Here is a 24,106-nt window from a genome sequence, read left to right as displayed (position 1 = left end):
ATTAAATGAAAGTTATTGTAACCTAGGAGGAAAAATGAGAATAATCGCAGGAAAAGCAAGAGGACATAAATTGATACCTCCAGCTACTATGGAAACTAGACCAACTTTAGATAGAGTTAAAGAAGCAATGTTCAGTTCTATTCAATTATATATTCCTGATGGAGTAGTGCTTGATGTATTTGCTGGAACTGGAAGTTTAGGATTAGAAGCAGCAAGCAGAGGTGCTAAAGAAGTCTATTTATTTGATAAAAGTGATGCTACGTATCCGCTGTTAAAACAAAATGTTATGAACCTTAAGTTTGAAGATTTCTGCTTTCCTATTAAGACAGATGCTTATGACGGGATGAATAGTTTAGCTAACAAGAATAAAAAATTTGACATAATATTTATAGATCCACCTTATTGTAGAGAAATGATTCCAGAAGCAATTAAAATTATTGTTAAAAATAATATGTTAAAGGAAGAGGGAATAATAGTAACTAAAATAGATAGTATTGAAGAAATATATGAAGGATATTCAAAAATTAAATTACTAAAAAGTAAGAAATATGGAAATACAACAGTATGTTACTATAAATATTATGAGGAGAATTAAAATATGAAAATAGCTGTTTATCCAGGAAGCTTTGATCCAATAACCAATGGACATTTGGATATAATAAGAAGAGGATCAAAGGTTTTTGATAAAATAATTGTGGCGGTTTTAATTAATGTTGAAAAGAAGCACTTGTTTGATATTGATGAAAGAGTAGAGTTAATAAAAAAAGTAACTAGCGATATTGAGAATGTGGAAGTAGTAAGTTTTGACGGATTATTGGTTAATTTTTTGAAGGAAAGAAATATTAATGTTATTTTAAAAGGAATAAGAACAACATGTGATTTTGAGTATGAAATGCAAATGGCAATTATAAATAAAGAATTGAATAATGATATAGAAACTATATGTATGATGTCATCTCCGGAATATTTACATATAAGTTCATCAAATGTTAAGCAGATTGCAGAATTTAATGGTAGCATTGAAAGACTTGTTCCAAAGGAAATTCTTCAGAATGTTATTGATAAAATCAAAGTATAAGGGGTGTTTTTATGGAGAAAATAGATGTAAATATAATAGAGCTACTTGAATATTTGCAGGATATAGTTGATAATTCACCGAAGGTTCCTATGAGTAGTAAGGTTATGGTAGATAAAAAAGAAATAATAGAAATAGTAGATCAAATAATTAATTATCTTCCAGACCAATTTAAAAAAGCAGAATGGGTAATGAATGAAAGAGAAAGAATACTTACCGAAGCAAAAAAAGAGTATGATGCACTTAGAAAAGAAACAATGGCTATGATGAGGCAAAATGTTGAAAATCATGATATTGTTAAAGAAGCAAAAGTACGTGCACAAGAAATTATAGCTTCTGCACAAAGAGACGCAAAAGCTATAAGACTTGGTTCAAGAGATTACTCAGATGAAATGCTAAGTCAGTTAGATTCAGCTATAGAAGAAGAAAAAATAAAATTAATTAGAAACATGCAAGCAAGTTTTGAAATTGCAGCAAAAGAAATTGACATAAGTCTTACTGGTGCATGTGATGTTATAAGAGATAATGTAAAAGAATTAAGAAGCATGAAAAAATAAATTATTTGTTACTTTTAATATAATTGTGAGTACAAGCAGCAATAAAAGTGGTGTAAACATATAAAAAATACTGAAGTGTGAATGTAATATGATTGAGGAAGAATAAGCAGTAGTTGGTAAAAGGTTCATAAGTATAAATGTTGCAATAAAGCTGAATATACCTTGAATAAACTTTATAAATATATATCTTGAGTATTTTATATTAGTTGAACTAACAAAGGAACTTACTTGAGCTATTATTGCTAATCCAGAAAAAGAACATAAAAAACTTATTATGCTTATTTTTAATGGTAATTGTAAATCTATCTTTGATAATATACTGCATCCATTAGTAATTTCTATACTTCCTAGGAATGATCCATAGATGGCATCAAAAGGGAGACTTAATATGTTTTCTATATATGAACATAAAGAATGTATAGAAGAACTATTTTTTACTAGTGCTATTATTACTGAAAATATTATTATAAAACCACCTATTGATAAAGTAGTATTTATAGCATTTTCAATTGAGTTTTTAATAGCTGTTCCAAAATTAAAATCACATTTTTTATTTAAGCGAAGAGAACTTTTATTAGATGAAGTTCTCTTTTTTTTTGTAATTATTCCTATAAAAATAATAGATAAATAACTAGATGCTAGAAGTATGTAACCAAAGTATACATTATTCAATAAAGCAGTTGCTACTGAACCTATTAGGAAAATTGGACCAACATTGGATGCAATATTCAATAGCCTTATATATTCTTCTTTATCTAAATAATTCATATTGTATAAATCAACACAATATTTAGCACCAAGTGGATAACCACACAATAAACTTGCTACTATAGGAAAAGAACAATTTTCAGACAAATTAAGTGGTTTGCAAATTAATGGACCAAGTATTTTTGAATATAAACTTATGCCATCATAATAAATCAGAAGATTGCATATTACAACAAAAGGAAATGTGGTGGGTAAAATGGCTTTATACCATAATTTACTTCCTTCTATAGCAGCATTTAAACTTAAGTTTATATTTGCAGCAAATAGCACTATTAAAACAGAAATACTTATGCAGATTAAAACATTGATTTTTATGTTTAAGAGTTTAATTAATATAATAGTTAAAACAATAATAAATAACCATAAGATTGCAGTATACATTAAATCACCTCAGAATTAAGATAAAATTTTATAGATTAAAATAGATTTTATCAAAACATAATAATTACTTTGATACATAATTAATTAAAAATAAAATTTAAAATGTATATATCTTATGGTTATGTTAAATTAAATTATATTATGATAGGACTTTTTAAATAATCATCCATAGGATTGATTTTATTATTTAAAAGGGAGTATGCTTTTGTGCCAAGAATATCTATTTCTAGATGTTCATTTAAATTTTTTTTCGGCATTTTAGTTATTATTTCAATATCACTGTTATCCTTTATTTTCTTTAGAATACTCTTTCCATTAGAATTAAAAGCTAAAACTCTGGCATAAGGTGCTGGAGATTTTGTCAGTTTAAATAAATCATATTTTTCAAGATTTAAAAAATATTGAGTTAAAATTCTATTTAATCTTGTATAAGTATATCGTTTGCTTTTAGATTCTAATATTAATTCATTTAAAGAGTTGCATTTTAATATACTGTTAAGTATTCTATTATCTAAACCTTCAGAAACATCAGGAATTTTTGAAAGAGAATTTCCATCTAAAAGTAATTTATATTTTATATATTTAAATATATCTTCTTCAAATATAAATGGATAACCTGAAAAAATTAAATCTTTTAAAATTTTATATGTTTCCATAGGAACCTCATTTTTTATCATATCTACGCTACTATTTCTTAAATGCTTTCTTATTGATGTAGCTGAGGAAAAGTTAGAATTTAACTGAGTACTATTATAAGTACCACCTTCACGTTTAAGAGTTGCAGGAGTTATATTGCTTTTTAATTTCATCAAGGACTTAATATATTCAATGCCTAAGATATTATTTGAATTAGATAAAACATCTTTAATATTGTCGTTTTTAAAATATTCAATTAATGCATTTGATCTACTTATATGAAAAGGAAGCCCTTTATCTAGGTTATTTTTTAAAGAGAGTCTGTATTCATCAGGTTCTTTAATAAGAATTTCTGATATATCTTTTAGTATATTTACATTTCCACTTTCACTGCCGAAATATAAGTTATCAATAATATTTAATCTATTTAATAAAGATACACTTCCAAAAGCAAAATGTTCAGCTGATGAGACAGAGTAAACGAGCGGCAGTTCTAATACTAAATCTACACCATTTTTTACAGCAATCTCTGCTCTTTTCCATTTGTCGATTAATGCTGGAATTCCTCGTTGCATAAAGTTACCACTCATTACACAAACTATACTATTAGCGCTAGTGTCTTTTTTCGCTTGCTCTAAATGATATTTGTGCCCATTATGAAATGGATTATATTCTGTTATTATGCCTGTTATTATGGTAATCATCTCCTTTGTATATGTATTATAATTTTTAATGTATCAATAGTATACTATATAATTATATTAGGTGATAATCAAGTAAAAAGTTATTATATTAATGTGAAATTTTGTAAATACTAAATAAATTGATAATATTTTGTTTAACATAAAAAATAATAGATATTTAATTTTTATATCAAAAAATATATAATGACGGTATTACTAATTTGAAGGCTTATTATCAGATAATTTAGATTATTACAAATCTAATGAATTCTATATTTATGGTTGAAAAGACCATACACAAAGGAGTATATTATTAATATAGATTTACAATTAATGAAAGGAGAAAGAATTATGGATCTTATGAAAAAAATATGGCAATCTGCAAAAGCAAATAAGAAAAATATAGTTTTGCCAGAAGGTAATGAAGAACGTAATGTGACAGCCGCACAAAAAATATATGAATTAGGGTTAGCAAATCCGATTTTAATAGGAAATAAAGAAGAAATAATGAAAAAGGCTCATGATATAGATGTGGATGTTTCTAATATAGAAATAATTGATCCAGAGGAATCTAATGATTTAGAAAAATACATTAATGCATTTTATGACCTTAGAAAAAATAAAGGTATCACAATGGAAAAAGCTAATAGAATCGTTAGAGATCCGTTATATTTTGCAACAATGATGGTGAAGTGTGATGACGCAGATGGAATGGTTTCAGGTGCTATTCATACAACAGGAGATTTACTTAGACCAGGACTTCAAATAATAAAGACAGCACCAGGGGTATCAGTAGTTTCCAGTTTCTTTATAATGCAAGTTCCAGCATCAGAATATGGAGAAGAAGGATCACTTTTATTTTCAGATTGTGCAGTTAATCCAAATCCAACTGAAGATCAATTAGCAGCAATTGCAATAGCTACAGCTGAAACAGCTAAAAGACTATGCGATATGGAACCAAGAGTTGCTATGTTATCGTTCTCTACAATGGGGAGCGCAGATCATGAAGCTGTAGATAAAGTTAGAAATGCAACTAAGAAAGCTAATGAATTAAGACCAGATTTATTAATAGATGGGGAATTACAATTAGATGCTGCTATAGTTAAGTCAGTTGCAGATCAAAAAGCTCCAGATAGTAAAGTTGCAGGAAAAGCAAATGTATTAATTTTCCCAGATTTACAATCAGGAAATATAGGTTATAAATTAGTACAAAGATTTGCAAATGCAAAAGCAATTGGTCCAATATGTCAGGGATTTGCAAAGCCTATAAATGACTTGTCAAGAGGATGTACAGCTGACGATATAGTTAATGTAGTAGCGTTAACAGCCGTTCAGGCACAAAGCGTAGCAAAATAAGAAAAAGGGGAATTTGAAATGAAAGTATTAGTTATAAATTGTGGCAGTTCGTCATTAAAATATCAACTTATTGATATGAGTAATGAGAATGTATTGGCACAAGGGTTGGTTGAAAGAATAGGAATTGATGGTATATTAACTCAAAAAGTAGAAGGAAGAGAAAAATATATAGTAGAAACAGATCTCAAAGATCATAAAGTAGCTATAGACTTAGTGTTAAATACTTTAGTTGATAAGGCCAATGGTGTTATAAATTCAATGGATGAAATAAGTGCAGTAGGACATAGAGTTGTTCATGGTGGAGAAAAATACTCAACATCGGTAGTGATTAACGAAGAAGTTATGAAAAACTTAGAAGACTTAGTAAGTTTAGCACCACTTCATAATCCAGCTAATATAATTGGAATAAAAGCTTGTATGGCACTTATGCCAAATACTCCAATGGTAGCTGTATTTGATACTGCATTTCATCAAACAATGCCTCAAAAAGCATTTATGTATCCAATACCATATGAATATTATGAAGAAGATCATATAAGAAGATATGGATTCCATGGAACATCTCATAAATATGTAGCAGGAAAAGTTGCTGAAGTTATGGGGAAAAATATTAAAGACATTAAGACTATTACTTGTCATTTAGGTAATGGTGTTAGTGTTACAGCAGTTGATGGCGGGACATCTGTAGATACTACAATGGGATTTACACCTCTTGATGGAATTATAATGGGCTCAAGAAGTGGTAGCATTGATCCGGCAATTGTAACTTATTTAATGAAAGAAAAGGGATATTCAATAGAAGAAATGGATGAAATATTAAATAAGAAATCTGGAGTGCTTGGAATATCAGGCGTGGGTACTGATTTTAGAGATATAAGAAGTGCTGCAAGAGAGAATAACAAAAGAGCATTACTTACAATGGATATTTATGGATATCAAATAAAGAAGCAAATAGGAGCTTATGCAGCTGCTATGGCAGGACTAGATGCAATTGTGTTTACAGCAGGTATAGGAGAACATGCACCTGAAATAAGAGAAAGAGCCTTAATAGACATGGAATTCCTAGGAATAAAAATTGATTTAAAGAAGAATGATAATCAGGATATCGGTGAAGGTATGGAAATTTCTACTGAAGATTCAAAGGTAAAAGTATTTGTAATACCTACAAACGAAGAGTTAATGATAGCAAAAGAAACATTAGCTTTAACAAAGTAGTAAAATAACTTGACTTTTGAGGTGTGACTTTATATAATTAGTGGTGTTTGATATAAATATATAAGCAAGGAGTGACAGAAAGATCCATATATTTTAAATTATATTTGGATTAAGCTATTATGAAAATACAAATTTCAGATATTGTTTCAGGAAAAGGCAGACATAAAAATATTGACTATACTTTTGAAATGAATCCATTTGAATTTGAAGGCGATATTATAAAACCAGTCAGTTCTTGCAGTGTGCAGGGAGATATATCTTCTAAAGATAATATTTTATTGCTGAATATTAATATTAAAGTCAATTTAGAAATGAATTGTTCAAGATGTTTAGATACCTTTATCTATCCAATAGATATTGATATAGAAGAAAGGTTTACAAATGATAGCAATTCAGAAGATGAAGCTATTATTGTAATTGATGATGTTTTAGACATCAATGAAGTAGTTGAAACTAGTATTATTTCAACTTTACCTATTAAAAGAGTATGTAAAACCAACTGTAAGGGGCTTTGTCAAACATGTGGATGTAATTTAAATCATGGTTCATGCACATGTGATAAAGAGGACGTAGATGTACGTTTTGAAGTCTTAAAGGGTTTTTTCAAAAATAAGGAGGTGTAATGAATGGGTTGTCCAGCTAGAAAGCAATGTAGTGCTAGAACTAAGAAAAGAAGAGCTCAAACTTTTAAAGCTAGTTTACCTGGTATAGTAGAATGTCCACAATGCCACGAAATGAAGCTTGCTCACAGAGTGTGTAAAAAATGTGGTTATTACAAAGGTAAGGAAGTTGTAGCTTCTGAAAACTAAAAGAAAGTCTTTATGACTTTCTTTTCTTTTTATATAATTATGATAATATATTAAGTAGTAGTATAATTATATATTAAAGAGAGAAAATGTTATTTTGAAACTTATTAAGCTAGAAAGGAGTGAGTTTAGTGAAAATAGCAATAGATGGGATGGGTGGAGATAATGCACCAGCAGCTGTTATAGAAGGTATAATTCAGGCTTTAGAGGAATATAAAGATATTGAGATGTATATTACTGGCCCTGAAAAAGAAATAAATGAGGAATTATCAAAATATAATTATGAAAAAGATAAGATAAATGTTATAGATGCTACTGAAGTTATATCAACTAATGAACACCCTGTTATGGCAGTAAGAAAAAAGAAAGATTCAAGTTTAGTAAAAGCTATGAACCTTGTTAAAGATGGAACTTGTGATGCGGTAATATCAGGTGGCAGTACAGGAGCATTTTTAGCTGGATGTACATTCATAGTAGGAAGAATGAAAGGTGTAGAAAGACCAGCATTAGCCCCTATTATGCCAGGAAGAAACGGAAGTTTTATGATAGTTGATGTTGGTGCTAATGTTGATTGTAAACCTTCTTATTTAGTCCAATTTGCTAAGATGGGTAAAGTATATTATGAAAAAGTGTTTAATGTAAAAAATCCAACTGTAGGACTTATAAATATAGGCGCAGAAGAAGAAAAGGGAAATGAACTAACAAAATCTACTTATCAGCTTCTAAAAGAGCATAATGAACTTAATTTTATTGGAAATGTAGAACCAAGAGATATTTCGACTGGAGATACTAATATACTTGTTAGTGATGGATTTGTAGGAAATACAGCTTTAAAAATGTATGAAGGAACTGCATCAACTCTTTTAAAAGTAATGAAAGATGAAATTATGAAATCATCAATTATTTCTAAAGCAGGGGTTTTATTGTTAAAGCCAGTTTTAAAGAAAATAATGAAACGATTTGATTATAAAGAATATGGTGGAGCACCATTTCTAGGGGTTGATGGCATATGTATTAAAGCACATGGAAGTTCTGATGCAAGAGCCTTTAAAAATGCTATTAGACAGACCGATATTTTCTATAAAAATGATGTATTGAATCATATGAAAAATGAGTTTAATAATTAAAATTAATAAAAATATATCAAACTTATATTGACGAGTAGGATATTATATAATATTATCTAAATGTAGAACGTGGGAGGTGAAAGTAATGTTTGAAAAAATACAGGCGATAATTGCAGATAAGTTAAGCATAGATGCAGAAAGCGTTACTATGGAAGCGTCATTCATTGATGACCTTAATGCTGATTCATTAGACATTGTTGAACTTGTAATGGCACTTGAAGATGAACTAGAAATGGAAATTCCAGATGAAGATGTTGAAAACTTCAAAACAGTTGGAGACGTTGTAGAATACGTAAAAGCTCATCACGAAGAATAAAACAATCCCGCGTATGTTGCGGGATTTTATATTTATTTATAACTAGTTTATTCTTGAATTTGTTTAAACGCTAAAAGCAAATTGAAGAATAAACTTCAAGGAGTGGATTTTAAAAGTGAATAAGTATACACTTAATGAAATTGAAGATAATCTAGGAGTTTATTTTAATAATCATACGTTATTAAAGACAGCACTTACACATAGTTCCTTTGGAAATCAATTCAAGGATGCAGAGTATAATGAGAGGCTTGAATTTTTAGGTGATTCTGTTTTGCAATTATGTATTACTGAATATCTATTTAATAAATTTAAGGATAAGACTGAAGGTGAATTAACTAAAATAAGAAGTCTCATAGTTTGTGAAAATTCTTTATTTGAAATAGCAAAAAGGTTACAGCTAGGAAAATATATTAGAATGAGTAAAGGTGAAGAACTTACAGGAGGGAGAGAAAGAATATCTATTCAAGCTGACTGTGTAGAGGCAGTAATTGCTGCAGTTTATTTGGATAAAGGTATAGGCTTTGTAAGAGATTTTATATTATTACATTTTGAAAAGATAATACATAAAGCAATAAACAATGAAATTGTTTTAGATTTTAAAACAAAGCTTCAAGAGCTTCTTCAACAGGATGGAGAGGTGGTAATACATTATGATTTAATAAAGTATGAAGGACCTCCTCATAGACGTAAATTTTTTATTAATGTGGTTATTGATAATAAAATTATGGGAGAAGGCGAAGGATACAGTAAAAAAGAAGCAGAACAAAATGCAGCAAAAGCAGCTTTGAAGATATTAGGCGAAATAAATGAGTAAAAATTATTATATAATTCCAATATTTGTTCCTCAAGAAGGGTGCCCTCATAAATGTGTTTTTTGTAATCAGGACAGAATAACTGGACTAGATGAACAAGTAACGAGTCAAATAGTTAGAAAAACTATAAATGAATATTTGGAAACTATTGATAATTCAAAAGCTATAGTTGAAGTATCGTTCTTTGGAGGAACATTTACTGGAATAAAAGAGGAAAAACAAAAAGAATTTTTAAGTATAGCCAAGGAATATAAAGATAAAGGCCTTATAAAAAAAATAAGGCTTTCAACAAGACCAGATTATATAAATGATTATATTTTAAATTATTTAAAAGAATATAGTGTAGATATAATAGAACTTGGAGTTCAGTCTTTAGATTCTGAGGTATTAAAGAAGGCCGGAAGAGGGCATACTGTAGAAGATGTGGTAAAGGCATCAAAGCTTATTAAGGAGTATAATATTATATTAGGTCATCAAATAATGCCTGGACTTCCAGGAGATACTTTTGAAACTGATATTAAGACTGTTGAGTGTTCATTACAGATGAATCCGGACATATGTAGGATATATCCATCATTGGTAATAAAAGATACACCGATGGAGATAATGTATAAGCGTAATACATACATACCTTATACGCTTGAAGAAGCTGTTGAAATAAGCAAAGTTATGTATGATATGTACAGAAATGCTGGCGTAAATGTAATAAGGATAGGACTTCAACCTACAGACAGTATTGCAGAAGGTAAGGATGTGATTTCAGGGCCATTTCATCCAGCGTTTAGGGAACTTGTTGAAGGAAGTTTAATCATTGATAAAATAATAGAAAATACTAAAAATATTAGTGAATTTACAATAGAAATAAATTCAAAAGATATAAGCAAGCTATATGCGAATAAAAAATTGTATTTTAATAAGCTTAAGGCGCTTAATAAAAAAGTAGAAGTTAAACAAAGTGATAATATTTTAAGAGGAAATATTAAGCTATTGTTAGATGAAAAGAAAATGGATATAATATTTTAGCGAGAGGAAACTCTCGCTTTTCATATGTTTCGATAATTATAAATTAATAATAAATAAAATCTAAGGACTACTATATGATGAAAAATTTCTAATTATTGAAATTTTCTAATCTTTACTATAAACTTAATAATAATGAGAGGTGGTTTATTTATGAAGAAAAAGACAAGAGAAAAAATGATAGTAGCTATAACTATTTTTATTATATTAATTTTCGTTATAGGATTTATTCCTACTATACTTTTATTTTAGTGTAAGGAGTGGGAAATTTGTTTTTAAAATCCCTTGAGATACGTGGCTTTAAGTCATTTGCAGATAAAACAGAGTTGAAATTTAAAAAAGGAGTGACCGCTGTTGTTGGTCCTAATGGTAGCGGGAAAAGTAATATTTCAGATTCGGTAAGATGGGTTCTTGGTGAACAGAGCATAAAGGTTCTAAGAGGCGGAAAGATGGAGGATGTAATATTTGCTGGAACCCAATTTAGAAAGCCAGTAGGATTAGCTCAGGTATCGCTTACATTAGATAATAGCGATGGTAAGCTTTCAACAGAATATAATGAGGTTACTGTATCAAGAAGAATATTTAGATCTGGAGAATCTGAATATTTAATCAATAATTCAAAATGTAGATTAAAAGACATAAATAATTTATTTATGGATACAGGTATAGGAAAAGAAGGATATTCATTAATAGGACAAGGAAAAATAGAAGCTATATTAAGCGGAAGACCAGAGGATAGAAGATCGTTAATAGAGGAAGCTGCTGGAATAGTAAAGTTTAAAAATAGAAAAGAAGAAGCAGAAAAAAAATTAGCTAATACAGATGAAAATTTAGTAAGAATAAATGATATTATTTCAACATATGAAGAAAGAATTGAACCATTAAGAATTGAAAGAGAAAAGGCTTTAGAATTCAATGAGTTATCCAATGGTTTAAAGAAAAAAGAAGTATCACTTATTGTTCACGTAATAAAAGGAATGGAAGATGAGCTTAAAAGTATTACTGAAGATTTAAATAATCGTATTAAAGAAATTGAAGAGCAAAGGCAAAAGATATCTAATGATAAGATAGAACTTAAAAAATTAGAGGAAAAAATTGAGGAAATAGACAAAAAGACTCTAGAAGAAAAAGAGCAATATTACAACTTAAAGGAGATTATAGGTGAAGAGTCAAAGGAAATTGATCTTTACAATGAAAGAATAAAATCACTTGAAGAAAGAATTAAAAGAAATGATACTGAGATTAATGATATTAAAATAAAAATATCTTATATAAAAGAAAATAAGGAATTTTTAGAAAAAGAATTAGAAGAAAAGAAAAACGAACAAAAAGCTAAAGATGAAGAAATAACTTTATATGAGTCAACAAACAATGATGTTCTTAAAGAAATAGAAAAAGTTGAAGAAGAACTTAGAACTTTAAAAAAAGGCGAAATAGATCTTTTAAGAAAAAATTCAGAGATAAAAAATGAGATTGCACTTATAAATAAAGAAATAACTATTAAAAATGAAAGAGAAGAGCAGCTTAATTCATCTATTATTTCTTTAGAGCACAATATACTCATAAATACACAGACGTATAAAAGTCTAGAAGTTGAGATTGAATTAAAAAACACTGAAATAAAAGATTTGAATGAAGAGATAGAAGTCAATAAGAAAAAGATTAGTGCACTATCAGGAAATTTAACAAGAAAAGAAAACGAGTTTAGGGAATTAAATAGAAATTTAACTAGACTTGAAGCAAATAAAAATATGCTTGAAAATTTAGAAAAGCACTATGAAGGATATAACAGATCAGTTAAATCATTAATGGAATCTATTCATAATAATAAAATTTCCAAAGCAGAGGATACAAAGGTATTAGGAGAGATTTTTAAAGTTGAAAAACAATATGAAACAGCTATAGAGATTGCACTTGGTTCAGCTATTTCAAATGTAATAACTAAAAACGAAGAAGTAGCAAAAAATCTTATAGGGTATTTAAAAAGTAATAAGCTTGGAAGAGCAACATTTTTACCTTTAAATATAATAAAAGGTAAAAAGCTATCTTTAAGTTCAAATATAACACAAGAAAAAGGTTTTATAGGCATAGGAAGTGAAATAATCACTTATGCCCCATTGTATCAAAATATAATGGACTATACTTTAGGTAGAACGATAATTTGTAGTAATATGGATTGTGCTTTAAACATAGCTAAAATTAGTAATTATAGCTATAGAATAGTTACATTAGATGGTGAAGTAATAAATCCAGGAGGGGCTTTAACTGGTGGTAGTATAAAAGGAAAAAATACTAATGTTTTAGGAAGAAAAAGAGAGATAGAAGAACTTGAAAAAGAAATATTTAAGAAAAAAGAGAGTTGTGATATTCTTGTTTCAGAGGCCAATGACTTAAAGCAAAAGATAAAGCAGTTAGATGAAGACATATTAAATAAAAGAGATGAAGTTCATGCAAAAAATATTGATTCTACAAAGAAACAAGAAGAAAAGAAAAATTTGCAAAATGATACAAATAAGCTTGCTAAAAGTTTAGAAATAAATAAAGAAGAATTAAGAAAAATTATAAATGAAAGAAATAAAATAGATATAACTCTTAAAGAAAAAGAAGAACAAATAAAAAATGTTGAAAGTGAAGATTTATCCAATAAAAATAGGATAACAGGACTTGAACAATATCTTAAAGAAAAACAACAAAAATTAGATAATATATCATCTAAACTGACTGAGATGAAAATAAATAAGGCTGCTTTAGATGAAGCGTTAGAAAGTAAGAAAAATGAACTTCTAAGAATGAATAAAGAAGTTAATGATTTTGAAGAAAAGAATGTGATTTTAAAAGAAGAAAGTGTAAATAATAGTAATAACATTTTATCTTTAACTAATGATATAAAAAACAAGAAAAAATCCATTGAAGAGAAGAATAACGAAATACAAAAACTTGAGCTTAATTTTAAAGATGAAGAAATACTAAAAGAAAAACTTAAGCAAGAGTTTAAAGAGAAAGATAATCTTATTAGCGGAGTACTAGATGAAGTTGCTAATAAAGAAATGGAAGTAAATAAGAGAGAAATAATTAAAGCTAAAAAAGAATCAGAAAATGAGCATATTTATAAAAAGCTTAATGAAGAATTAGAATTAACTTATGCAGAAGCATTAGAAATATGTGAACCTGTAACAGATGAAAAGATATTAAAAGAAGAGATTCAAGTAACAAAGGCTAAAATAACAAAACTTGGAGTTGTAAATTTAGGTGCAATACAAGAATACGAAGAAATTAAAGACAAATATGAATTTATGTCATCTCAAGCAGAAGATTTAGAAAAAGCAAAAGAAGAACTTATATCAGTAATAGAAGAAATGACACTTGAAATGAAAAGTGTATTTAAGGAAAATTTTAAGATATTAAATTATAATTTTAATGAAACCTTTAAAGATTTATTTAAAGGAGGAAGTGCAGAACTTATTTTAGGCGAAGGTGACGAGCTTGATGCAAATATAGATATAAACGTTGAACCGCCAGGAAAGAAGCTTCAAAACATAAATCTTATGTCAGGGGGAGAAAAAGTTTTATCAGCTATTGCATTATTATTTGCAATATTAAAGATGAAACCAACGCCATTCTGCATTTTAGATGAAATAGAGGCGGCATTAGATGATGCTAATGTTTATAGATATGCAGAGTTTTTAACTAAGTTTTCTGAAAAAACTCAATTTATAGTTATAACACATAGAAAAGGAACAATGGAGGCAAGTGATATAATTTATGGAGTTACTATGGAAGAAAAAGGTGTATCTAAAGTAGTGTCAGTAGACTTAAGCAATGATTTTGACTAGGAGGAATTAAGATGTTTGGAAAGTTGTTTGATAAACTAAAGGATGGATTATCTAAAACAAGAGATGGATTGACAGATAAAATAAATGAGGCTTTAAAACTAGCGATAACAATAGATGAAGATTTATATGAAGAACTTGAAGAAATATTAATAACCAGTGATATTGGTATGGATACAACAGTAGAATTAATAGAAAGATTAAGAAGTAAAATAAGAAAGGAAAAAATAAATGATCCAGCAGAAGTAACACCAGCATTAAAAGAAGTGATTAAAGAAATGTTACTTGAGGATACAAAGGAAGAAGAAGAAGCTGATAAAAAGGTTATGCTTATAATAGGCGTAAATGGAGTTGGAAAAACAACTTCAATTGGAAAATTAGCAGCTAAAAATAAAGAAGAAGGGAAAAAAGTTTTACTTGCAGCGGCAGATACATTCAGAGCAGCTGCTATAGATCAGCTTGAAATATGGAGTAAGCGTGCAAATGTTGATATAGTAAAACAACAAGAAGGGTCAGATCCAGCGGCAGTTGTTTTTGATGCCATAGAAGCAACTAAAGCAAGAGATGTAGATCTTCTTATATGTGATACTGCTGGAAGACTTCATAATAAAAAGAATTTAATGAATGAACTTGAGAAAATAAATAGAATTATAGATAGAGAATTATCTTCTTATAAAAAAGAAACTTTATTAGTTTTAGATGGAACTACAGGACAAAATGCAGTGATTCAAGCAAAACAATTTATGGAGGTATGTCCTATTGATGGAATAATATTAACTAAGTTAGATGGAACTGCAAAAGGTGGTGTGGTTTTATCAATAAAACAAACATTAAAGATTCCAGTTAAGTATATTGGGGTTGGAGAAGGAATTGAAGATCTTCAAGAATTCAATGCAGAAGAGTTTGCAGAAGTTTTAATTTAGGCAAAAATAAAATCATTTAAAAAAATATATAAGTGTTAAGTAAAAATACTTGACACTTATATAAAATCTTGATAAAATCTCTTTTGTGGGTAAGGTGATTAAACATGGATGAAAAAGAGCGATTTGAAATATCATTATTAATGGATTTATATGGACCATTATTAACTGAAAAACAAGCAGACATAATGGACTTATATTATAATGATGATTTATCTTTAGCAGAAATAGCTGAATTAAATAAAACAAGTCGACAGGCAATTCATGACCTAATCAAAAGATGTTATAAGCAGCTTTTGTCCTATGAGGGTAAGCTTAACTTACTTCAAAAGAGTATTGAAAAAAATAAAAAAATTATAGATTTTTTAGAAGACTTAAAAATTAATCATTCAATTGATAATGGTGAAATTTTGAGATATAAAGAAAAACTAGAAAATTTATAAAAAGGAGGTAAGTATACATGGCTTTTGAAGGTTTAGGAGAAAAATTACAGGCAACCTTTAAGAAATTAAGGGGTAAAGGTAAATTAACTGAAAAAGATATAAAAGAAGCCATGAGAGAAGTAAAGCTTGCTTTATTAGAAGCGGATGTTAACTATAAGGTAGTTAAAACTTTTGTTTCAACTGTAAGTAGTAAATGTGTAGGCAGTGATGTGCTTGAAAGTTTGACACCAGGACAACAAGTTATAAAAATAGTTAATGAAGAACTTACTAATCTTATGGGTGGAAGTGAAAGTAAAATAAACTATAGCAGTAGTGGACTTACAGTTATAATGTTAGTTGGACTTCAAGGTGCAGGTAAAACTACAATGTGTGGTAAGCTTGCGTTAAACTTAAGAAAAAATAACAAGAAACCATTACTTGTAGCTTGTGACATATATAGACCTGCTGCAATTAAACAATTAGAAGTGGTAGGAAAGCAAATTGAAATTCCAGTATTCCAAATGGGGGATAAAGTAAGTGCTGTTGATATAGCTAAAGCTGGTATTGCTCATGCAAAGGATAATGGAAATAATGTAGTTATAATAGATACTGCAGGTAGACTTCATATTGATGAAGAACTAATGACAGAATTAAAAGATATAAAAGAAAATGTTAATCCATCAGAAATATTATTAGTAGTAGATTCTATGACTGGTCAAGATGCTGTTAATGTTGCAGAAAGCTTTAATAGCGACTTGGATTTAACTGGAGTTATTCTTACTAAATTAGATGGTGATACAAGAGGTGGTGCCGCACTTTCAATAAAAAGCATAACTAACAAACCGATAAAATATATTGGTGTTGGTGAAAAGATGAATGATTTTGAAGTGTTTTATCCAGACAGAATGTCATCTAGAATTCTTGGAATGGGAGATGTATTATCACTTATAGAAAAAGCTCAAGAAGCAATAGATGAAAAAGAAGCAGCTGATTTAGGTAAGAGAATGTTAAATCAAGAATTTAATTTTGAAGATTACTTAATGGCTATGGATCAAATGGCTAAGCTTGGACCACTTAACAAACTTTTAGAAATGATACCAGGTATGAATGCAAAAGAATTACAAGGTGTTGATTTAAGCAAAGGCGAAGCTACAATGGCAATGACTAAAGCTATAATTCACTCAATGACTGCTAAGGAAAGAAGAAATCCAAATCTTGTAGCAAAGTCAATGTCAAGAAAAACAAGAATTGCAAAAGGTTCAGGGACATCAATTCAAGAAGTTAATAAATTAATGAAAAGTTATGAAATGATGAAAAAGAACATGAAGCAGATGAAATCAATGCAAAAGCAAGTTAAGAAGGGCGGCCTATTTGGCAAGTTACCTTTCTAGAATTTGAAATATATCATAATCCTATAAAGGAGGTGAAATTAAAATGGCAGTAAAAATGAGATTAAGAAGAATGGGTGCTAAAAAAGCTCCTTTCTATAGAATAGTTGTTGCTGATTCAAGATCTCCAAGAGATGGTAAATTCATCGAAGAAATTGGATACTACAACCCTTTAACTGAACCAGTTGAAGTTAAAGTTAATGAAGAAAAAGTTAGCCAATGGTTATCTAATGGAGCTCAACCAACAGAAACAGTTAAGAGACTTTTAACTAATGCAGGTCTTATTAAGTAATTTTTGGAGGTGAAACTATAATTAGTATATACTAATTATAGAACGTTTATGAAGGAATTAGTTGAATATATAGCTAAATCCCTTGTTGATAATCCTGATGCTGTTACTGTTAATGAGATTGATGGGGAAGCTTCTATCATATTAGAGTTAAAAGTAGCTCCAGAGGATGTTGGAAAAGTAATTGGAAAACAAGGAAGAATAGCAAAAGCTATTAGAACGGTAGTAAAAGCAGCAGCAGTAAAACATAATAAACGAGTTTTAGTAGAAATCATCTAAGAATGAAGCGGGTGTTCAAAATGTATTGTTTTGAACATCCTTTTTATTTAATAAATTATATATTGTAATTAATATAATAAATATTATCATAACAGGTAAATGAGACCAGAATCAAAACGATAAATTTTAAATATGATTGACAATATTTTATTGAAAATGTAAAATTCACATTGAGAATAAAACATATAATATAGATATTTATGAAAATAAGATATATAGAATAAAATTTAATTAAAGAAGGTGGAATTAGATTTGGCAGAATTATTTAAAATAGGACAAATAATTAATACTCATGGAATAAAAGGTGAAGTAAAAGTCTATCCTTTAACAGAAGATGTAAATAAGTTTAAAAAATATAAGAGTGTTCTTGTAGGTGGAGTTGAAATGAACATTTTAGGAGTTAAGTTTCAAAAGGATAGAGTGATTTTAAAAATAGAGGGTATAGATACTATGAATGATGCTGAAATGTATAAGCAAAAATACATAGAAGTACCAAGAGACAAGGAAGAAAAGCTCCCAGAAGATACTTATTATGTTTCAGATTTGAAAAAGTGTATAGTATATGATGTAAATGGAAAAGAGCTTGGAAAAATTTTTGATGTAATAAGCACTAAAAATAATGATGTATACTGGATTAAAGAACCAAAAGAATTATTAATTCCAGTACTTAGAGATATAGTTTTAGATGTAGATATAGAAAATATGAAAGTACTTATAAGACCTGTAGGTGAATGGCAAGATGAAGATTAGTATATTAACACTTTTTCCAGAAATGTTTACTATATTTGATCATAGTATAATTGGAAGAGCCAAAGAAAATAAAATTGTAGATATGGATATTATAAATATAAGAGATTTTACATTGGATAAACATAAAAAAGTTGATGATTATCCTTATGGTGGTGGAGCAGGTATGGTAATGGCACCACAGCCTATTGTAGACAGCATAAGGAATGCTAAGAAGAGTAATAAAGGAAAGGTTATTTTTTTAGGACCAAGAGGCAAGACGTTGACTCAAGCTATGGCTAAGGAATTATCTAAAGAAGAAAATCTTATATTTTTGTGTGGACATTATGAAGGTATTGATGAAAGAGTCTATAAGCATATAGATATGGAAATTTCCCTTGGTGATTTTGTACTGACTGGAGGAGAAATGGCAGCTATACCTACTATAGATTGTATTTTAAGACTTATTCCAGGTGTTCTTGGAAAAGAAGAAAGCTTTATGGAGGAGTCTTTTTACGATGGCCTTTTAGAATATCCCCAGTATACTAGACCTCAGAACTTTGAAGGAGATGAAGTGCCAGGAATTTTATTATCAGGACACCATGAGAATATTAGAAAATGGAGAAGAGTGCAATCTCTTAATATTACAAAGTTAAGAAGACCAGATTTGTATAAGAATATTATATTAACTAAAGAGGATATGAAGCTTTTAAAAGAAAAGAAGAAATAAAATTATAAATATTATAATTTTTGTTGAAAAATAAAAAAACATATGTTATCATTAACTTTGTGCTAGTACGGGCGTTCCTCTGTCATGCACTATTAATATGTTAAGAACGTCAAATTATCTTAAAGGAGGGAAAGCACAATGAACGAAATTATAAGAGCTATAGAAGCTGAACAATTAAGAAACGATTTACCAAACTTTAATATTGGAGATACTATCAAAGTATATGTTAGAATCCAAGAAGGTAACAAAGAAAGAGTTCAAATGTTCGAAGGAACTGTAATCAAAAAGCAAAATGGTGGATTAAGAGAAACTTTCACTGTAAGAAGAGTTGCTTACGGAACTGGAGTTGAAAGAACATTCCCAATAAACTCACCAGTTATCGAAAAGATTGAAATCGCAAGAAGAGGTAAAGTAAGAAGAGCTAAACTTTACTACTTAAGAGATAGAGTTGGTAAAGCTGCTAAGGTTAAAGAATTATTAACTAGATAATAATAAAAAGGGACTGTTTTAGTCCTTTTTTTTATATTTAATTTTTTAAAAATAAGTATATTTAATATTGTTTATATTAAGTATATTTAGACATAATATAAATAAATTTAGATTTATAAAGAATTTTTATATATTATATAAAACAGGAGGAATATATATGGCGATAAATTGGTTCCCAGGGCATATGAGAAAGACTCAAAGGGAAATTAAAGAAAATTTGAAATTAGTTGATGCTGTTATAGAAATTAGGGATGCAAGAATACCTAGATCATCAGCTAATCCCGATATAGATAATTTATTACAAGGAAAGCCAAGAATTATACTTTTAAACAAAAGTGATCTTACTGATTCTAAAACAACTAAAGAGTGGATTAAATATCTTACTAAAGAGGAAGTAAGAGTACTTGAAGTAAATTGCTTGAAAGGTGATGGGTTGAATGCTATAAAGCCAGCTTTATTGGATTTATTAAAAGAAAAGCATGATAGACTAAAAGCTAAGGGAATGGTAAAGATCATAACAAGAGTTATGGTTGTTGGTATTCCTAATGTCGGAAAATCTACTTTTATAAATAAAATGGCAAGAAATAATATAGCTAAAACTGGTGATAAGCCAGGGGTTACAAAGAGCAAGCAATGGATAAAAACAAGTATAGGAATAGAGCTATTAGATACTCCGGGAGTATTATGGCCTAAATTTGAAGATGATAATACTGCATTAAATTTAGCTTTTACAGGGGCAATAAAAGATGAAATAATGGATATTGAAGAATTAGCATTAAAACTTGTAGAACGTCTTCAAAACACATATGGAAAAGAATTAAAGGAAAGATATAAATTAAATGAAATTTTTGAAAATCCAATAGACACATTAGATGCTATAGGTAAAAAGAGAGGTACTTTAATTTCGGGGGGACAAATTGATTACAATAGATTGGCAGTCATTTTACTTGATGAGTTTAGAGGTGGAAAGATTGGAAAGATATCTTTAGAATCCCCTTTGGAGGAAAACAATGAAGATAATTAATAAAGAATTAGAAAAGCTGCCTTTTAATAAAATAAAAGAACTTATAAAAGGAATTTCTATTGAGGAAAGCTATAAGTCTAATGAAATTTTTGAGATAATTGAAGTTTTGTCTAGCGATAAAAGAAAAAATGTTATTTCATTAGGAACTAAAATAAAGAAGGAATTGGACTTGTATTTAAATGAAATAAATAGAGTTAAATCAATGTATGAATTTGATAAATCATTTGGAAATTATAAATACATAGCAGGTGTAGATGAGGTAGGAAGAGGACCATTAGCAGGTCCAATAGTAGCATGTGCAGTAGTACTTGACTTAAAAGTTATAGATGAAGATTTAATATTATATTTAAATGATTCAAAGAAAATAAAAGAATCTATGAGAAATAAACTGGCAGAAATAATAAAAGAAAAAGCTATTGCATATAGTATTTCAATATCATCAAATAAAGAAATTGATGAAAAAGGAATAGCGTATTCAAATAATAAAGTATTTTTAGAAAGCTGTAATTCGTTAAAAGTAAAACCAGATTTGGTTTTATCAGATGGATATTTGGTAAAAGGAATAAATATTTTAAATAAAAGCGTTATAAAAGGAGATACTAAAAGTGCGAGTATTGCAGCTGCTTCAATTGTAGCTAAAGATTATAGAGATAATCTCATGAAAAAATATTCAAAAGAATATAGTCAATATGACTTTGACAATAATGTTGGATACGGAACTCAAAAACACGTGGAAGCTTTAAAAAAGTATGGAATATGTGATATACATAGAAAAAGTTTTTTAACAAAGTTATTATAAATATTATATTTTAAAAGTAGAGAATCGCTATAAAAAATAGTATTCTCTACTTTTAATTTATTTAAATAAATTATTAGTCAGTGTTCTTATTAAGCATTAAGTATAATGTAAAATTATACTGGCTTAGGACTACAATTCCCAACAAATAAGCAAATTCTTAAGTGTTTTTATTTTTAAGATTATGTATTTATATATTTTTCTGAATATAAAAGTAAATATATATAAAAGATTTATTGTGCCATAATTGAGAACTGAAGTAAAAATAGTTAGTTAAAGTACAGCAGTTAATAAAACTAACAGGTACGTAATAAGATTAACTTGCTAGAAAAAGAAGTTATGTAAATAGAAAATAATGAAGAAAGATTATGGAAGCAAACATTTATATTATGATTCTAATTTATTCTAAAGGCATCTACTATATGATTTATTTTATAAGAATTAGTTATATGGTTAAGAAATATTTCAATTATATCAAATCTTATATTGTGTTTATAAAGATTATTTATATATAGATATGAATTGGTTACCTTTATAATATTTTTTTGTTTAGAAAGATTAACAGATTCACTTGGAAAGCCGTAAGCTACTCCAAACCTTCCTTTTACTTCTATTATTATAATTAAATCATCCTTCTTAGAGATGATATCTATCTCTCCAAAACGGTTTTTAAAATTAGTATCTAGTATTTTATATTTATTTTGTTTCAAATAATCTATTGCTAAATTTTCACCTAGGCTGCCTATTGCTTTATTAAACTTTTTCATAAATTTCTCCCTTAAATTAAAAAAATATATTTAATTTAATTATATTATTAACAACAAAAAGAGAAAAAAATCAATTTATTCAATTTTATAGAATTAATAATCTATTATCTGTCTATAATCTTGTTAATGGAATTAATAATAATTTATATGCATAATTTTAAGAGGTGAAAAGGATGGCAGTAAAAATTACAAGTGCTACTAATAATGGTTTAGAAGGGATTTTAATTAAAGTTGAGGTAGATATATGCAAAGGATTACCTATGTTTAATATAGTCGGTCTTCCGGATGCTTCAGTTAAAGAAGCTAGAGAGAGGGTAAGAGCGGCTATAATTAATAGCGGATATAATTTTCCTCTTGGAAGAATAACTATCAATTTGGCACCTGCTGATGTAAAAAAGATTGGTTCACTTTTAGATTTACCAATAGCGTTAGGTATTCTTATGGAATCTAATCAAATTAAAAATAAAGATTTAAGTGAATATATAGTTTTTGGTGAATTATCTTTATTTGGGGAACTAAAAGGAATAAAAGGGATGATTCCAATAATACTTCAAGGAATTAATGAAAATAAAAATAAATTTATCTTTTCTTATGATAATTTAGAAGAAACATATTATTTTAATGATGGAAATTATTTTCCGTTTAAAACTCTAAAAGAAGCTATAGATTTTATAACATATGAAGATCTTTTGCCGTATAAACTTCAAGATGAAGTATTTGATGAAGAAGAACAGAATTTAGATTATGGAAATATAATAGGGCAATATTCATCAAAAAGGGCATTAGAAATTGCAGCAGCTGGAAATCATAATATACTTTTATATGGAGAGCCGGGATGTGGAAAAACAATGCTTGCAAAAGCTTTGCTGTCTATATTGCCTCCTTTAAATAAAAAAGAATTAATTGAAGTTGCTAAGATATATAGTTCTGTTGGCAACTTAAATACGGGTAAGAAGCTTGGAAGACCATTTAGAATGCCACATCATACAGTAACAAAAGCTGGACTTGTAGGTGGTGGACGTGAAATTAAGCCAGGTGAAATAACATTAGCACATAATGGAGTACTGTTTTTAGATGAAATATTAGAATTTAAAAAAGAAGTATTAGAATCATTAAGAGAGCCTTTAGAAGAAAAGAAAATAAATATTAATAGATTTAATACAACATATACTCTTCCATCAGATTTTTTATTGGTTGGAGCTTTTAATCCAGTTGATAACAATGAATATCAAGAATATCAAGGTGCAGATTTTTATTTAAATAATAACTTGAGTAAATATTCAAAAAAGTTTTCTAATGCGTTATTAGACAGAATGGATATTTTAAATTATGTACCAAGATTGACTTATGATGAAATAAAGAAGAGAAAAGATTCGTATGATTCAAAAATAATGAAAGAAAACGTTGTGAGGGCTAGGCAAATTCAAGATGAAAGATTTAAAAATACAAAGTACACATTTAATTCACAAGTTAAAGGAATGGATGTATTTGAAGTTTTTAAAATTCATAGAAAATGTACAGAAGTTTTAAAACATTACTATGACAATTCAAACATATCATTAAGAGGATATGTGAAAACAATAGATTTAGCAAGAACTATAGCAGATATTGATAATAAAAGAGATATTTTAGAAGAACATATTATTGAAGCAATAAGTTACAGAAAAAATATAAATGGAGAGGTTATATAAAAA

The 24,106-nt window shown here is 28.2% G+C and carries 26 protein-coding genes; 23 read left to right on the top strand and 3 right to left on the bottom strand.

Annotated elements, in window-relative coordinates; genetic code table 11:
- Window positions 1-34 precede the first annotated feature (34 nt).
- Genes rsmD through CNEONATNEC86_RS14845 form a run of 3 tightly spaced genes read left to right on the top strand, consistent with a single transcriptional unit; the run spans window position 35 to window position 1,632 of the window.
- Window positions 35-595 (top strand): 16S rRNA (guanine(966)-N(2))-methyltransferase RsmD, encoded by a 561-nt coding sequence (gene rsmD, locus CNEONATNEC86_RS14855; protein WP_058295965.1) that lies wholly within the window; start codon window positions 35-37, stop codon window positions 593-595.
- A gap of 3 nt (window positions 596-598) precedes the next feature.
- A complete protein-coding gene (gene coaD / locus CNEONATNEC86_RS14850; protein WP_058295964.1) occupies window positions 599-1,078 on the top strand; it encodes a pantetheine-phosphate adenylyltransferase in 480 nt (159 codons plus the stop codon).
- Between the two features lie 11 nt (window positions 1,079-1,089).
- Window positions 1,090-1,632, top strand: a complete 543-nt coding sequence (locus CNEONATNEC86_RS14845; RefSeq protein ID WP_058295963.1) for a hypothetical protein — start codon at window positions 1,090-1,092, stop codon at window positions 1,630-1,632.
- Here the strand turns inward: CNEONATNEC86_RS14845 and ylbJ are convergent.
- Both ylbJ and CNEONATNEC86_RS14835 read right to left on the bottom strand, forming a co-directional pair.
- On the bottom strand, window positions 1,612-2,781 hold the full coding sequence (gene ylbJ, locus CNEONATNEC86_RS14840) for a sporulation integral membrane protein YlbJ (protein WP_058295962.1): 1,170 nt from the start codon (window positions 2,779-2,781) through the stop codon (window positions 1,612-1,614). The two genes, CNEONATNEC86_RS14845 and ylbJ, sit on opposite strands and share 21 nt — an antisense overlap.
- Window positions 2,782-2,915: 134 nt before the next feature.
- The gene (locus CNEONATNEC86_RS14835; RefSeq protein ID WP_159136318.1) at window positions 2,916-4,121 is read right to left on the bottom strand and encodes a nucleotidyltransferase; all 1,206 of its coding nucleotides are present in this window, start codon (window positions 4,119-4,121) and stop codon (window positions 2,916-2,918) included.
- Window positions 4,122-4,451: 330 nt separating this feature from the next.
- Here CNEONATNEC86_RS14835 and pta point away from each other — a divergent pair, with 330 nt between their 5' ends.
- The 19 genes from pta to CNEONATNEC86_RS14740 all read left to right on the top strand — a co-directional run bounded on the left by pta (window position 4,452) and on the right by CNEONATNEC86_RS14740 (window position 21,648).
- Window positions 4,452-5,456 carry a phosphate acetyltransferase gene (pta, locus tag CNEONATNEC86_RS14830; protein ID WP_058295960.1) on the top strand — a complete coding sequence of 335 codons (1,005 nt, stop codon included), beginning with the start codon at window positions 4,452-4,454 and terminating at the stop codon, window positions 5,454-5,456.
- Window positions 5,457-5,474: 18 nt separating this feature from the next.
- Entirely contained in the window at window positions 5,475-6,671 is a 1,197-nt protein-coding gene (locus CNEONATNEC86_RS14825) for an acetate kinase (protein WP_159136317.1), read from the top strand.
- A 119-nt stretch (window positions 6,672-6,790) separates the two neighbouring features.
- Window positions 6,791-7,294 (top strand): YceD family protein, encoded by a 504-nt coding sequence (locus CNEONATNEC86_RS14820; RefSeq protein ID WP_058295958.1) that lies wholly within the window; start codon window positions 6,791-6,793, stop codon window positions 7,292-7,294.
- Window positions 7,295-7,297: 3 nt separating this feature from the next.
- A complete protein-coding gene (rpmF, locus tag CNEONATNEC86_RS14815; RefSeq protein WP_058295957.1) occupies window positions 7,298-7,480 on the top strand; it encodes a 50S ribosomal protein L32 in 183 nt (60 codons plus the stop codon).
- A gap of 128 nt (window positions 7,481-7,608) precedes the next feature.
- Window positions 7,609-8,604: a phosphate acyltransferase PlsX gene (gene plsX / locus CNEONATNEC86_RS14810; protein ID WP_058295956.1), complete on the top strand. Its 996-nt coding sequence runs from the start codon at window positions 7,609-7,611 to the stop codon at window positions 8,602-8,604.
- An 85-nt stretch (window positions 8,605-8,689) separates the two neighbouring features.
- The gene (gene acpP, locus CNEONATNEC86_RS14805) at window positions 8,690-8,920 is read left to right on the top strand and encodes an acyl carrier protein (protein ID WP_058295955.1); all 231 of its coding nucleotides are present in this window, start codon (window positions 8,690-8,692) and stop codon (window positions 8,918-8,920) included.
- Between the two features lie 115 nt (window positions 8,921-9,035).
- Window positions 9,036-9,734, top strand: a complete 699-nt coding sequence (gene rnc / locus CNEONATNEC86_RS14800; protein ID WP_058295954.1) for a ribonuclease III — start codon at window positions 9,036-9,038, stop codon at window positions 9,732-9,734.
- Complete coding sequence (locus tag CNEONATNEC86_RS14795; RefSeq protein ID WP_058295953.1) at window positions 9,727-10,755, top strand: elongator complex protein 3; 1,029 nt, start codon at window positions 9,727-9,729, stop codon at window positions 10,753-10,755. The genes rnc and CNEONATNEC86_RS14795 overlap by 8 nt, the downstream gene beginning before the upstream one ends.
- A 266-nt stretch (window positions 10,756-11,021) precedes the next feature.
- A complete protein-coding gene (gene smc, locus CNEONATNEC86_RS14790; protein WP_159136316.1) occupies window positions 11,022-14,585 on the top strand; it encodes a chromosome segregation protein SMC in 3,564 nt (1,187 codons plus the stop codon).
- Between the two features lie 11 nt (window positions 14,586-14,596).
- Window positions 14,597-15,505: a signal recognition particle-docking protein FtsY gene (gene ftsY, locus CNEONATNEC86_RS14785; RefSeq protein ID WP_058295951.1), complete on the top strand. Its 909-nt coding sequence runs from the start codon at window positions 14,597-14,599 to the stop codon at window positions 15,503-15,505.
- Between the two features lie 104 nt (window positions 15,506-15,609).
- Complete coding sequence (locus CNEONATNEC86_RS14780) at window positions 15,610-15,945, top strand: putative DNA-binding protein (RefSeq protein ID WP_058295950.1); 336 nt, start codon at window positions 15,610-15,612, stop codon at window positions 15,943-15,945.
- Window positions 15,946-15,962: 17 nt separating this feature from the next.
- On the top strand, window positions 15,963-17,315 hold the full coding sequence (gene ffh / locus CNEONATNEC86_RS14775) for a signal recognition particle protein (protein WP_058295949.1): 1,353 nt from the start codon (window positions 15,963-15,965) through the stop codon (window positions 17,313-17,315).
- A 43-nt stretch (window positions 17,316-17,358) separates the two neighbouring features.
- Window positions 17,359-17,604 carry a 30S ribosomal protein S16 gene (gene rpsP, locus CNEONATNEC86_RS14770; RefSeq protein ID WP_058295948.1) on the top strand — a complete coding sequence of 82 codons (246 nt, stop codon included), beginning with the start codon at window positions 17,359-17,361 and terminating at the stop codon, window positions 17,602-17,604.
- A 48-nt stretch (window positions 17,605-17,652) separates the two neighbouring features.
- Window positions 17,653-17,880, top strand: coding sequence for a KH domain-containing protein (locus CNEONATNEC86_RS14765; RefSeq protein WP_058295947.1), 228 nt, complete (start codon window positions 17,653-17,655; stop codon window positions 17,878-17,880).
- A gap of 252 nt (window positions 17,881-18,132) precedes the next feature.
- Window positions 18,133-18,630: a ribosome maturation factor RimM gene (gene rimM / locus CNEONATNEC86_RS14760; protein ID WP_058295946.1), complete on the top strand. Its 498-nt coding sequence runs from the start codon at window positions 18,133-18,135 to the stop codon at window positions 18,628-18,630.
- A complete protein-coding gene (gene trmD, locus CNEONATNEC86_RS14755; protein WP_058295945.1) occupies window positions 18,620-19,336 on the top strand; it encodes a tRNA (guanosine(37)-N1)-methyltransferase TrmD in 717 nt (238 codons plus the stop codon). The genes rimM and trmD overlap by 11 nt, the downstream gene beginning before the upstream one ends.
- 138 nt (window positions 19,337-19,474) lie before the next feature.
- Window positions 19,475-19,825, top strand: coding sequence for a 50S ribosomal protein L19 (gene rplS, locus CNEONATNEC86_RS14750; RefSeq protein WP_058295944.1), 351 nt, complete (start codon window positions 19,475-19,477; stop codon window positions 19,823-19,825).
- 157 nt (window positions 19,826-19,982) lie between these two features.
- The gene (gene ylqF, locus CNEONATNEC86_RS14745) at window positions 19,983-20,849 is read left to right on the top strand and encodes a ribosome biogenesis GTPase YlqF (protein ID WP_058295943.1); all 867 of its coding nucleotides are present in this window, start codon (window positions 19,983-19,985) and stop codon (window positions 20,847-20,849) included.
- Complete coding sequence (locus tag CNEONATNEC86_RS14740; RefSeq protein ID WP_159136315.1) at window positions 20,836-21,648, top strand: ribonuclease HII; 813 nt, start codon at window positions 20,836-20,838, stop codon at window positions 21,646-21,648. Before ylqF ends, CNEONATNEC86_RS14740 begins: the two co-directional genes overlap by 14 nt.
- A gap of 392 nt (window positions 21,649-22,040) precedes the next feature.
- Here the strand turns inward: CNEONATNEC86_RS14740 and CNEONATNEC86_RS14735 are convergent, their stop codons facing one another.
- Window positions 22,041-22,412, bottom strand: a complete 372-nt coding sequence (locus tag CNEONATNEC86_RS14735) for a YraN family protein (protein WP_058295941.1) — start codon at window positions 22,410-22,412, stop codon at window positions 22,041-22,043.
- A 173-nt stretch (window positions 22,413-22,585) separates the two neighbouring features.
- Here CNEONATNEC86_RS14735 and CNEONATNEC86_RS14730 point away from each other — a divergent pair, with 173 nt between their 5' ends.
- The gene (locus CNEONATNEC86_RS14730; protein WP_058295940.1) at window positions 22,586-24,103 is read left to right on the top strand and encodes a YifB family Mg chelatase-like AAA ATPase; all 1,518 of its coding nucleotides are present in this window, start codon (window positions 22,586-22,588) and stop codon (window positions 24,101-24,103) included.
- The last annotated feature ends 3 nt before the right edge of the window (window positions 24,104-24,106 follow it).

The sequence above is a fragment of the Clostridium neonatale genome (genome assembly GCF_900465025.1).
In the GTDB taxonomy this organism is placed as follows: Bacteria; Bacillota; Clostridia; order Clostridiales; family Clostridiaceae; genus Clostridium; species Clostridium neonatale.
Note: the sequence above shows the minus strand (reverse complement) of the source record. Positions and strands in the feature narration are given on the sequence as shown.